This window comes from Pantoea sp. B623 (genome assembly GCF_024814475.1).
GTDB classification, from domain to species: domain Bacteria; phylum Pseudomonadota; class Gammaproteobacteria; order Enterobacterales; family Enterobacteriaceae; genus Pantoea; species Pantoea ananatis.
In genome coordinates this window covers 3038786-3051680 of sequence record NZ_JANUXM010000004.1, presented here as the reverse complement: position 1 = coordinate 3051680, position 12895 = coordinate 3038786, and the positions used below count along the sequence as shown (strand labels likewise).

Annotated in this window: 11 protein-coding genes; 4 read left to right on the top strand and 7 right to left on the bottom strand. The window is 50.9% G+C overall.

Annotation, left to right across the window (positions count from 1 at the left end; all coding sequences use genetic code 11):
* Positions 1 to 50: 50 nt before the first annotated feature.
* Positions 51 to 635: a phage repressor protein gene (locus NXS97_RS16015; protein WP_014594661.1), complete on the top strand. Its 585-nt coding sequence runs from the start codon at positions 51 to 53 to the stop codon at positions 633 to 635.
* Positions 636 to 841: 206 nt separating this feature from the next.
* Here the strand turns inward: NXS97_RS16015 and NXS97_RS16010 are convergent, their stop codons facing one another.
* The 7 genes from NXS97_RS16010 to NXS97_RS15980 form a co-directional block, all read right to left on the bottom strand.
* Complete coding sequence (locus NXS97_RS16010; RefSeq protein ID WP_014594662.1) at positions 842 to 1699, bottom strand: ketose-bisphosphate aldolase; 858 nt, start codon at positions 1697 to 1699, stop codon at positions 842 to 844.
* A 3-nt stretch (positions 1700 to 1702) separates the two neighbouring features.
* Entirely contained in the window at positions 1703 to 3112 is a 1410-nt protein-coding gene (locus NXS97_RS16005; protein WP_013027293.1) for a PTS fructose transporter subunit IIC, read from the bottom strand.
* Between the two features lie 20 nt (positions 3113 to 3132).
* Positions 3133 to 3606: a PTS sugar transporter subunit IIA gene (locus NXS97_RS16000; RefSeq protein ID WP_014594664.1), complete on the bottom strand. Its 474-nt coding sequence runs from the start codon at positions 3604 to 3606 to the stop codon at positions 3133 to 3135.
* On the bottom strand, positions 3599 to 5146 hold the full coding sequence (locus tag NXS97_RS15995) for a transcription antiterminator (RefSeq protein WP_044035388.1): 1548 nt from the start codon (positions 5144 to 5146) through the stop codon (positions 3599 to 3601). Before NXS97_RS15995 ends, NXS97_RS16000 begins: the two co-directional genes overlap by 8 nt.
* A 170-nt stretch (positions 5147 to 5316) precedes the next feature.
* Positions 5317 to 6795, bottom strand: coding sequence for a SulP family inorganic anion transporter (locus tag NXS97_RS15990; RefSeq protein WP_116220067.1), 1479 nt, complete (start codon positions 6793 to 6795; stop codon positions 5317 to 5319).
* 455 nt (positions 6796 to 7250) lie between these two features.
* Entirely contained in the window at positions 7251 to 8795 is a 1545-nt protein-coding gene (locus NXS97_RS15985) for a methyl-accepting chemotaxis protein (RefSeq protein WP_116220068.1), read from the bottom strand.
* Between the two features lie 198 nt (positions 8796 to 8993).
* Complete coding sequence (locus tag NXS97_RS15980; protein WP_246874135.1) at positions 8994 to 9509, bottom strand: hypothetical protein; 516 nt, start codon at positions 9507 to 9509, stop codon at positions 8994 to 8996.
* A gap of 500 nt (positions 9510 to 10009) precedes the next feature.
* Between NXS97_RS15980 and NXS97_RS15975 the strand changes: the two genes are divergently transcribed.
* From NXS97_RS15975 to NXS97_RS15965, 3 genes are all read left to right on the top strand, one after another.
* Complete coding sequence (locus NXS97_RS15975) at positions 10010 to 11938, top strand: methyl-accepting chemotaxis protein (RefSeq protein WP_105077173.1); 1929 nt, start codon at positions 10010 to 10012, stop codon at positions 11936 to 11938.
* Positions 11939 to 12252: 314 nt separating this feature from the next.
* Positions 12253 to 12510, top strand: coding sequence for a hypothetical protein (locus tag NXS97_RS15970; RefSeq protein WP_015699470.1), 258 nt, complete (start codon positions 12253 to 12255; stop codon positions 12508 to 12510).
* Positions 12511 to 12639: 129 nt separating this feature from the next.
* A complete protein-coding gene (locus NXS97_RS15965) occupies positions 12640 to 12837 on the top strand; it encodes a hypothetical protein (RefSeq protein ID WP_071785155.1) in 198 nt (65 codons plus the stop codon).
* The last annotated feature ends 58 nt before the right edge of the window (positions 12838 to 12895 follow it).

Sequence of the window (12895 nt, the reverse complement as noted above, 5' to 3'; positions counted from 1 at the left end):
GGCTAACTTAAACTGGAGGATACTTAGACTAAATCTAAGTGTCAATAAAAATGAGCGTTTATACTAATTTCAAATTTCCGAACTCGAGCGCAGAAGCTCTGGATCGCGTTGTCGATGCCTACGGCTTTACCATGAAAATGCAGCTTGCAGATCACCTTGGAATTGCAGCAAGTAGCCTGTCTGCACGCTATAAACGTGATGTTTTTCCTTCAGATATCGTTTTACAGTGCGTGATGGAAACGGGCGCAGACCTGCAATGGTTGATCACAGGCAAAGGCTCAAAATTCTCTGAAAGCAAACCCGACACGCCCACACTGATTAGAAAAAAGCTAATCAGCGGCAAAATCGAGGAAGCGGGTTATGTGATGCTGGATAAAGCGTTATACGCGCCATTGAAACAGGAACCGCGCAGTGCTTTCTTACTGTTGGCGGAAACCACCCAGTACATCATCGATACCGATTTTGAAGATATGCATGACGGCGTCTGGTTGGTCGAAATTGAAGGAACCGCCAGCGTCAGGACGCTAACGCGCATTCCGGTCAGGAAGGTGCACGTCAGCGGCATAGGCGTAGCGTTTGATTGCGGGATTGATGATATCAGGCTGATTGGCCGCGTGGTTCTGACGATTCAATAAACCGGCGTCGTGCGCACGGCAACGCCTTATAACGGCCTCAGCGTCACTAACAGAATGCGGTACAACGCGGGCCGCCTGCCTCAGGCCGCCCGCTCCGCTCTTAGCGGCAAGGGGTTCCCACTAAAGCGGCTTGCTGATCGCTGAGGTTGGCTCCCCGGTCGATACAGGTTTAATTGTGGCTCGCCCGTTACCGCCAGCGTTAACGCTTAATACAGTCCGGCCTTCCCCGCTGAAGAGAAAAGCCGCATCTTGTGCTCGACAACGGCTTTCGCCGCCGCCATCGGGCGCACGTAGAGTGCGCTGGGTTCATGTCCGTTTGACTGCAATTCTTCCTGCAGCGCGACATAAAACGCCTTCTTCATATCGCTGGAGATATTGATTTTCCCTACGCCATACTTAATCGACTCCGCGACCTCGCTGTCTTTGTTGCCCGAGCCGCCGTGCAGAACCAGCGGAATTGTCAGCCGCTGTCTGATGGCTTTGAGACGGTCAATATCCAGTACAGGCTGTTTACCCGCAGGATACAAACCATGCGACGTGCCGATGGCCACGGCAAGCGTATCCACTCCGGTTTCTCTGGCAAACCGCTCCGCCTGGTCGGGATCGGTGTAGAGAATTTCACTGTGCCCCCCTTCCGCGCTCCCCTCTGCCACGCCAATCGTTCCCAGTTCGGCTTCTACCGAGACGTTAACCTTGTGGGCAATGGCGGTGATTTCACGCGTCAGCGCAATATTCTCTTCAAATGGCAAGCCTGAGGCATCGATCATGACCGAGGTATAGCCGGTGCGGATGGCGGTTAAAATATGCGCCAGCGTCTGGCCGTGATCCTGATGAATCACCACCGGCACGGAAGCGTTAACCGCCAGCTCCCTGAGATAGGCGATGAAACTGTCGCCGACGAAAGCGTGCTCATCGGGATGCACTTCCAGGATGACGGGAGATTGCAGGGATTCCGCCACCTCAATGACCAGCCGGGCAAACTCAGCGGAGGCGATGTTGAAGGCACCGACGCCGAACTGATTCTCCTGCGCCACCTTCAGTAACGCCTTCATATTTATCAACATAATTCACTCCTGCGGTAAATGTTGCGGATGATCTTTTTTAATCACTCTGAGGATCAGTGCGGTAAACAGCGCACCGGCGAGAATGGCAAACAGGTAGGCTGAGACATGGGTAATGACGTTCGGTATGAACATAACGAAGATCCCGCCATGCGGTGCGCGGGAAGCACAGCCGAGCATCATTGACAGTGCGCCAGCCAGTCCCGAGCCCGCCACAATGGCGGGAATGACGCGAAGCGGGTCCGCCACGGCATACGGAATGGCCCCCTCAGTGATAAAAGAGAGGCCGAGCACGTAGGTGACCTTGCCGGTTTCGCGCTCCTGAACGCTGAATTTCTTTTTAAAAAGGGTGGTGGCAAGGGCAATGCCCAAGGGAGGAACCATTCCCGCAGCCATGCATGCTGCGATGGGTTCGTAGATTCCGGTCGACATCAATCCAATCGCGAACATACAGACGGTTTTGTTAAGCGGCCCGCCCATATCGAAAGCCACCATCATTCCGATAAGCAATCCGAAGATAGCAGCGTTGGCATTTCCCATATCCGTCAGGAAGGTAGTCAGGCTCTGTAACAGAAGCTTAATGGGCTGGCCGACGACCAGAATCATCAGCGCACCGGTCAGGAACACGCTTAACAGTGGCACAATCAGAATGGGTTTAAGTCCGGCAATGGCCTTGGGTAAGTTGATGTACTTCACCACGAGCAGCGTGATGTAGCCCGCCATAAAGCCCGCCAGTAAGGCGCCAAGAAAACCCGATCCGGTATGAATGGCTAACATGCCGCCCACCGCGCCCGACACAATCCCCATATTGCCACTAATCGACTTGCTGATGCCCAGTGAAAGAATCGGCAGCATTAACGCAAAAGCGGCACCGCCACCAATATCGGACAGCATCTTTGCAATGGGGTTATAGAGGGGATCGCCTGGCGTGGCGGCAGTGATCCCAAAAGAAAAACTGAGGGCAATTAATATCCCGCCAGCCACGACAAAGGGGATCATCAGGTTGACGCCGGTAATCAGATGCACATAGATGCTCGACAGCGCCGCTTTTTTGTCTTTGTCTCTGCCCTGCAAGGTTACGTCTTCTGGTGAGGCGGAACAGATTTCGCCGGTTAAGGCCCCGGACAAAATGTCGTCCAGTAATCCAGCGGCATCTCTCGCGGCTCGGGTAACGGACACGGTAATCATGCTTTTGCCGATAAAGCGGGAGCAATCAATCTTTTTATCCGCGGCAATAAGCACGATATCAGCACGTTTAATATCCTCTTCAGTGAAAATATAGTCACTTTCAACGGCACCCTGTGTTTCAACAAGGATCGTTATGCCTTTTTTCTCTGCGCTCTTTTTTAAATTGGCTTCCGCCAGATAAGTGTGTGCTACGCCTGTGGGACAGGCGGTAATCGCAATAATATTCATTTTTCCTCCCGGTGAAAGGCTTACTCCTGGGTGTTATTGACTAATAAATTAAATAAGGCCTCTTTTGTCTCTGCGTTTAGTAATGCCTCAACGACTTCATCATCGCCAAGGGCAATTGAAATTTTTGCCAGTAGTTTTATATGTCCCGCGCCGCTGTCGGCTTCTTTAACCGCAAACAGAATCACGAGGCTGACCGGCGAATCGTCCATGGTTTCCCATTCCACGGGGGACGCCAGTTTGGCTACCGCGATCCGGGTTTCGTTCACCCACTGCGATTTTCCATGCGGGATCGCTATCTGATTTTCGAAGCCGGTAGAACCTAATGCTTCGCGCAGCATGACGTCATGAATAAAACCTTCTTTGTTGCTGATAATATTTAATTCACACAAGCTTTGCGTTAATTTCTCAATAACCTCATCTTTATTTTTTGCATTTAGATTCATAAAAACACAGGTCTGACTTAACAGATCGGCCACAACAATTTTATTATGCATCCGTTACTCCGTTAGCATTATCTTCTTTATTAAGGCACTCCATCACCCGCAAAACATCTCTGTTTGAAAACAGGGCAGAAACATAGGCCACAGGATGTTCAGTCTCCTCCAGTCTGATCGTGGAGATAATTAAATCGCACCTGACTTTCTTAATGGCTTCGTTCAGGCGGGCACCCGGCACAATATCCACGATCTCCCATTCGGGAAAGGCCCGGCTGATTCGGCTGGAAAGCAGCTGAGATGTACCAATGCCGCTGGAGCACACCAGCATGACGCGTTTAGTTGCATGACACTTTTCTAACGCGTTCTGAATGTAAATAGTCAGATAGGCAATCTCATCATCCGACGCTGTCGGAAGCCCCCACTGCTGATTAAGGTGCAACACGGCCTGTTTGACGACGTTAAATACCGCGGCAAATTCTTTACGTATCTCGTCCAGCAACGGGTTGTGAATAACAATGCGGTAGGCCAGCCGATTAAGCATGGGCTTCACATGTGACACCAACGCGTTAAGCAGCACGCTGTCGCTGCCAATATTCTGTCTTAATAACGAAGAAAGCCGGGTGATTAAGGTCGTGGCGTAGTTCACGGCGTCTTCGTCGTAGTGCGATGGAGAGGGAAAACCGGCGCTAAACGGATGCCGACCCGACGAGATGAGGTATTGATAAATATAGTGAACCTCAACGGGCGCGAAGGAGACCGCGTAATTTTCCTCCAGCCATCTGACCGCTTGCCGGGCGACTGACCATTCGTGATTGTTGTAACCTGCCATGTCCGACTCCGCTGGCGCGGGTGGCGTGCCGTTAAGCGCTCTTTTAATCGTCACCAGCAGATGGGAAAACAGGTTGGTATAATAGGGCTCGCTAATGGCGCAGTGCAGCGCCTCTTCAATGTAGGTGATCAGATTAATGCAGCAGGCCACATTGTCGCTGCCAAACTCCGCCACCAGCTGAACGCGCGAAAAACGATCGATGCGGCTGTCGGCGACAGGGTAACCACTCATCACGCTGAAGGTAATAATCTCTTTCAGCGCCAGACGAATATCCCGGTCGCTGCCGGTGATACAGGTTCCGCTATGGCTACGCGCAATGCGCAGTGAAAAAGGCGTTAACCAGACCTCAATTTTTCGTAAATCTGCCACGATGGAAGAGCGGCTGATAAAATATTTTTCCGCCAATGCGCTCAGCGTGAGCGGTGATGGAGAACAGGTAAGCAAGTCTGTTGTGATGGCGACCAGCCTTTTATTTTTCAACAAACCTTTTACCTCTTCCCCATGCAGATCCACGGGTAAGGCGACGCCATTTTCCAGCAACAATCCCAACCCGGGTTTGCTGAGGATTCGGCTCTCCTTGTCGGCGAAATAGTGATTAACGGAATCCACATCGCGGCGCAGCGTACTGGCTGAAACCTTCAGCGTCCGGGCAATATCTGTTGCCGAGCGCCATTCGCCCTGAGAAGCTAAAAGATGAATTAATGCCTTTTGTCTTTGGGTCAGCACGTTGACTCCCGGCTTCGCTAGGTGATCCAGATGCTCGGTCATTACCGTTATATCTGCCTTGTTCCGGTAGAGAAATACCAAACCATGGCGTCGATATGACCATAATAGTGAACAGTGCACCTGCAATGCTGCTAACCCGGTTCCATTCGTGCAAACTCCAGTGTGTCGCGGCGTGACAGAAAGAGCGGGCCTGAACATCAGGCCCGATGCGGTTAATGTCCGCCAAAGACTTTTTCAACTTCTTCGGGTTTGTCATGTACGCCAAAACGATCGACAACGGTTTTTGTCGCCTCGTTCATGCCACGAATCTCGACATCCGCCCCTGTCCGACGGAATTTAACCACCACCCGATCAAGCGCGTTAACAGACGTGATGTCCCAGAAATGGGCATGGGTTACGTCAATCACCACCTTTTCCAGATCCTCCTGAACGTCAAAGCTGCGGACAAAGCGATCGGCGGAGGCGAAAAATACCTGCCCGGTAACGGCGTAATGGCGACAATCGCCTGATCGCGTGGAACTGACCGCCATTAAGCGTGCCATTTTGGTGGCAAAATTTAATGCAGCAATCAGCACGCCCACGATGACGCCAAAGGCAAGATTATGGGTAAAAACCACGACCAGGACGGTAGCTATCATGACGACGCTGCTTGAGAGAGGATGGGTGCGTAACGTCGCCACCGAACGCCAGGAGAAGGTACCTATCGAAACCATTATCATGACCGCGACCAGTGCCGCCATGGGAATCTGAGATACCCACTGGCGCAGAAACACCACCATCACCAGCAACGTGATACCCGCCATGAGTGTGGAAAGCCGTCCACGACCGCCTGATTTTACATTGATCACCGACTGACCAATCATCGCGCAGCCTGCCATTCCGCCGATGAAGGAGGTACAGATGTTGGCAATGCCCTGCCCCTTACATTCGCGGTTTTTGTCGCTCGCGGTGTCCGTCATGTCATCAATAATGGTCGCCGTCATCATCGACTCCAGCAAGCCAACCACGGCCAGACCTGCGGAGTAAGGCAAAATGATCAACAAGGTGTCCATGTTCAAAGGCACGTCGGGAAGCAGAAAAATGGGCAGGCTGTCAGGCAGTTTGCCCATATCGCCCACGGTTCGCACATCCAGGTGCAGAAACAATGAAACCGCCGTCAGAATCACAATGCAGATCAGCGGTGACGGCAGTGTTTTGTCGAACAGTGGATAAAGATAAATAATCGCCAGGCCGGCGGCGGTGAGCGCATAAACATGCCAGGTGACATGAGTGAGTTCAGGCAACTGCGCCAGGAAAATCAGAATGGCCAGCGCATTAACGAATCCCGTGACCACCGAACGCGACACATAGCGCATCAGGTTGCCGAGTTTACAGTAACCCGCAATGACCTGAAGTACGCCGGTGAGCAACGATGCGGCAAGCAGATACTGCATCCCGTGCGTTTTGACCAGCGTCACCATTAGCAACGCCATCGCGCCGGTGGATGAGGAAATCATCGCCGGACGCCCACCAAAAAAAGCCATGACAACCGGAATACAGAAGGCGGAGTAAAGACCCACTTGAGGATCGACACCCGCGATGGCAGAAAAAGCGATCGCTTCAGGAATCAGCGCGAGCGCGACAACAATACCAGCCAGCACGTCACCACGGACGTTACCCAGCCAGTCCTTACTCGTCGAGGACAGCAACATAGTATTTTCTCAAATTTTGAATGCAGTTCGCCCAAAAGGGCAGATTTCAGACAGAAAGCGTCACATCCACAGACGGGATGTCAATGAGGTGCGTCCGAATGGGATCGGGACGACAGGGAAGGGATAAAACTCAGGGTGGCGTGATACGCATGACGGTTAAAAACTCCTTATCAGCATGGGCTGGCTGCAGCAAGGCACTGCAGTAACATTGCCGGGTCATCTCAGGCAACGCCCTGTTCAGCTGACTACTCTACACAAAAAATCACCCGCACTGGAAGCCTGAATTTGCCTTACAGCCCAGGCACTCCCGGCCAGCGGCGGGAGAAATCCTCAATAAGCGCTTGTAAAACTGCTGTTTATTGATTTTATAACATTGCGTGCCGCAGGCGCATATAGCCTGACTGACCGCATAAATGAACGGTCAGCCAGGCGTGACGCATCGCTTCGGCGCGTCGTTACACTCTGAATGCCTCAACCATACCGCGTAATGAATGTGCCTGTTCAGACAGGGACTGCGAAGCAGACGAAGACTCTTCGACGAGTGCCGCGTTATTCTGGGTGACCCCGTCCATCTGGCTGACCGCAATGCTGACCTGAGAAATGCCCTGCATCTGCTCCGAGGACGCCATCGAAATCTCATCCATTGCGCCCGCCAGTTCGTTCACCATGCCCACGACTTTTAAGATGCTTTCACCCGTACCGGCCGCGACGTGCACGCCGCTGTCCACCTGCTCTACGGCACGTTCAATAAGTTCTTTAATCTCTTTCGCTGCGGTGGCGCTTCGCTGCGCCAGCGTTCTGACCTCGCCGGCAACAACGGCAAATCCGCGTCCGTCTTCACCCGCCCGCGCCGCTTCGACAGCGGCGTTCAACGCCAGGATGTTTGTCTGGAACGCGATACTTTCAATCACGCCGGTGATGTCACGAACCTTGGTAGCACTGGATGCGATTTCATTCATGGTGTGAGACATCAACTGCACCTCTGACTCACCAGTGCGTGCCAGGGTTGCAGCCTCTCTGGCAACGGTGGCGGTATGCTGAGCACTGGCAGTATTACTTTTCACCGTCGCGGTCAACTGTTCCATACTGGCCGCCGTTTCCTGCAGGGCTGCGGCCTGCTGTTCAGTGCGTGATGACAGCTCAGTATTGCCCTGGGCGATCTCGTCTGAGGCGGAGGCGACCGAACCTGCCGATTCTTTGATTTGCGTAACCAGACTTCGCAGGCTGGACTGCATGTTAGCCAGCGAGGCAAGCAGGCTGCTGGAATCGTTGTGGCGGAGTATGGCCGGCGCTGTGAGGTCGCCGCTGGCGATGGCCGCAGACAGTGCCTGGGCCTGGGCCGGTTCCCCGCCCAGTTGGCGCATCAATACTCGGGTAATGATAAAGCCCGCCGCAATTGAAATCGCCACGGAAAGCGAGGCCAGAATCATTAAGATTGTGGTTGCTCTGTGAACGTTTTGACTGGTGTTTTCAACCGACCGCTCACTGTCTTCCATTTGAATGTTCGTCATTTCCTTGAGGGCCTCCAGCAACTGGCCCTGCAGCGGCCTGACCGTTTTTATCAGGTAGTTTATCGCTTCTTGCTGTTTATTTTGCAGGCCTAACTGCCCTGCCTGATCCAGCACGGCCAGAACGGGGCCTTCGCTGCTGACGATCTTGTCGAAGGCTTCCCGGGCCTGCGGGGTTGAATCTTCGGCGACCATGGCAGCAAGCCGTTCGCGGTTTTCAATATAACGGGCTTTTTGCGTGACAATACGCTGCCATTCCTTCTGCATCTGGTCGGCTTCGGTCAGCAGGGCAAGGTTACGAACGATGACGGCCATATCACGTAACCCGCCGTACATTTCCATCCCCAGACGGTATTTCTTCATTTTGACATTGACGGCGTTGTCCATGCCATTACGGGCATTATTCAGGCCGTTATAGGCCACCGAGGTGCAGATAATGAATAACGTAATCAACAGGCCAAAGCTGATAGTGAGACGCGTAGAGATTTTCATGGGGACTCCTGTTTATGTTAGGAAACAGGTATCGGTTGAAATAATAAAAACCACAGTAAAAAAATCATAAATAATAGTTATAATAATGTAAGGCATTGATAATTATGTTATTATAATAATTTCATTTAATAATTTGACGAATGCGACTTTATATTCTATTGCGCCATGAAAAAATAAATATCACCAACCAACCATTTATTAAAAAATATTCCATGCTTCCTTTTCGATTAAGAAAAATAATATAAAACGTCGTTGCTGCGGCATACTCTGCTGATTGATGGGCTTAACGCTATGGATTTTTGCTGTCAGCCGCGATTGTCCGGTCAGGAAGACCCGCAGACTGTCCAGGGAGTGGGTTTGTGCAACGGACAGGATAACGAAAGGATAAGTCACTGGCTGTGCCTGACGATCACCGCTGCTATCATGGCAACGAAACCGGTAGCGATGACGGTTTGGATTTGGATTTGGATTTGGGTTTGGATTGAGGTTTGGATTGAGGTTTGGATTTGGATTTGGATTTGGGTTTGGATTGAGGTTTGGATTGAGGTTTGGATTCGGATTGAGGTTTGGATTCGGATTGAGGTTTGGATTGAGGTTTGGATTGAGGTTTGGATTGAGGTTTGGGTTGAGGTTTGGGTTTGGGTTGAGGTTTGGGTTTGGGTTTGGGTTTGGGTTTGCGGGTGAGATAACAGGAGCCAGACTGCCGCCATTCATAATTAGCGCTGCGCGAGAGAAATGGAGTAGCGTTGAGCGTTATCACTTTAATTTTTATGCATGCGCATGCCAGCATCCCGACAAGGGCGCTTTTTTAAAACACACAGAATAATTAAACGGGGATATTATCGGCACATTTTTTAAAAACTTTACTATTTTTATATTTTTTAATAAATGAAAAGGTTTTCATTTATCACAACCCCGGACATACCTATTTATGATTAGCCTGAGGTTATCGAAAAAATATTAATTTGGCTTAACCGGATCCAAAAGAAAATATTGTGCATTTCTAACGTGGAAAATAACACACCACATTCTATAATCTCCTCTACTATGGAAAGTAGATTTTCCCCTGCGCATTTCAACAGACACATAGTGACCAAGAGTCACGCGCAAGGCCTTGATAAATAGAAATTTAACAAAGATTATTATAAATAAATTACACGAATAATATTTGATGGCATTCATCAAAAAACACCATTTCACCTGGAATTCAATAAATGAAAAACATTCTCAATAACAGTAGTCTGCCGACTAAATTCCTGATCCTGGGGATTTTCGCGTTGGTATTATTTGTCTTTCCCACCTATTTATTTATCCAGACGGGTAATCAGGCTATTGATGCGAAGAAACAAGAGCTGCAGGGCGTACCGGTCGAAAAAGATATCCTGACGTTGCTTAACCTGATTCAGCGTCACCGGGCTGAAAGTGCAATCGCCATTTCATTGAATAAACCTGATAATGCGCCGCGCCTGGCACTTGCCTCTCAGATAGATACCCTGACAGATACTATTGCCGCAGAATTACGCCAGTATGATGCCAGTGCGCAGCCGACCCAGCGCTTCAACGGCGTCAAAGCCGCCTGGTCTCAGCTTCAGCAAGATGTTGCATCGGGTAAATTGACGCTGGCTACCAGCCTTTCGCATCACGCGCTGCTGATTCAGAACTTACTGGACACCAACCAGGACATTCTTGATTTATATGGTCTTTCTTTGGACGCGGACCTCAATACGTATCAACTTATCATGAGTATCTATGGTCGGTTACCTGAACTGACCGAGACGCTTGGACGCATCAGAGCCAGCGGTACCTCTGTGATTGCCGCGGGTGACAACGCATCCGATTCTTCACGCGGCACGATGGAGTACCAGATTGAAGGGGGTAATGCGGCGCTGGAAAAATTCAGTAATGTGTTAAATAAAGCGTTTGCCGTAGAGCCGGATCTCAAATCTGAATTTACCGCGCTGGCGAATGATGCCTTCCAACGTTCCGCCAGCGTCCTTAAACTGGCTGAAGATGTCTTTATTACAAAACGTGTTCAAATTACCCCTGTTGAATATGTAAAAGACTTCACCCAGGCTATTAACACTTATAACGATCTTGGCATGAAACTCAGCCTGCAGCTGGGAAAAACACTGAACGACCAAATCGACCAACGTCGTCGTTCACAATATATATTGCTGGCTTCACTGATCGCCGTGGCCTTGCTGGCCGTATGTGTGGCGGTGATGATCAGCCGGTCCGTTACCCGTCCGGTAAAAGAAGCGGTTTTACTTGCCAGTAAAGTGGCCGCCGGTGATTTAACGACGACGATTACCGTGTCAGGTAAAAATGAAATTGCTGAGTTGCTCAATGCGCTCTCGCAAATGCAGCAACGTCTTGCGCTTCTGGTATCGAATATTAAAAACAATGCGTCAACCATCGCAAACTCCTCTGAAGAGATTGCGATGGGGAATAACGACCTCTCTTCCCGAACTGAAGAACAAGCGGCCTCACTGGCGGAAACCGCGGCCAGCATGGAGCAGCTCTCTTCAATCATCAAGCAGAATGCTGACAACACGCGCTACGCATCAGATATGGCGGTTTCAGCCACTAACGCAGCGCTGAAGAGCGGCGAAGCGATGACTTCTGTAATGACTACTATGCAAAAAATTCGCAGCAGTTCGGGGCAAATCGAAGAAATCACCTCCGTTATTGACAGCATCGCCTTCCAGACGAATATTCTGGCGCTGAATGCGGCCGTGGAAGCAGCGCGTGCGGGCGAGACGGGCAAAGGTTTTGCCGTGGTTGCCGCTGAAGTCCGGGCGCTGGCCCAGCGTTCGGCCAGCGCAGCGAAAGAAATTAAGGGCCTGATTGAGCAGTCTGTTGGGCATTCGAATGAGGGCTTAATGTTGGCGCAGGATGCCGGCAGTAAAGTAAAACAGAGCGTCGAAGCAATTGAACAGACATCTCAGTTGATTCGCGATATCTCCTCATCCTCTGAAGAGCAAAGCAGCGGCGTAAGCCAGATAAATATTGCGGTTAATCAGATGGACCAGGTCACGCAGCAAAACGCCGTGCTGGTTGAACAGTCGGCGTCTTCTGCTGACGAGCTGGCAAAACGTGCGAGCGATCTGCGCGACATGGTCTCTGTGTTCCGCACCGCTTAATCTTCTCCTTTTGCCACTGCCGTCAGCCTTTGGCTGGCGCAGTGGCCGTTATAATCCCTCATGTCCGGCGTTAGCCAGGCAACTTTCGACCAGAAAAACAGCGAAATCACACGGATGATTAATTGAATGATTACCGAAAGAAACTTATTCTGTTCGCCGTAAAAAAACAGTAAGCGGTCAACTGCACTCTGCTAATGTCCGAAGGCTGGGGTTGTTGCGGTCCATCGGTGCATTCTCATTTTGATACAGAGCACCTACCCGTTGGGCTAAGCTGTGCTAACCTTCCAGTCTCAGAATCGCCATTCGGGGAGAATATGAACAACGTTTTTGACGAAAAAATGACGGACATCATCATCGGTGAGATGGTGACGCAGCTACTGAATGAGGATGCGGCTATCTCGTGGAGCATTCTCCTTGAGAGGCTGCAACAGTTTCTGGACATCGAGCGGGATGAAACCCGGCTCAGAGCGGCTTTGCGGGCGATGGATGAGATACGCGCCGAAATGCTGTTACATCCGGCCGAGAACAACGGGGTTGAACCTCATCCGGCAAATCTTCATCAGCTTCACTAAGTATTGAGCAACACGGCTGGACATTCCGTTTACGCGTTGTGAGTGGTCTACCGTCTGAACGACAATTTATAATATCGAAACAATGACAGTAATAATCCAGAAGCCACTGCTCTGGCGGATAACCGCCCCATGAGCGACGAGACCGCCACTGAAGATATCTATACCCTGATTGGCAGGATAGTTACCCATCTGCTCAGGCCAGATGGGGAAATACACCTGCAGGACATACTCAGTTCGTTGCACCACTTCAGCCAGCAAAGTTCCGATAAAGGTGAAAAGCGAGCCTGCGAGGAAGCCATCCGTTTGCTCTCCAGACAGCTCCACTGAGAGACAGTCACTCAGCTCGCTGCCGGGTGTTACCTTATATCGCCAGGCCTGCTAACGC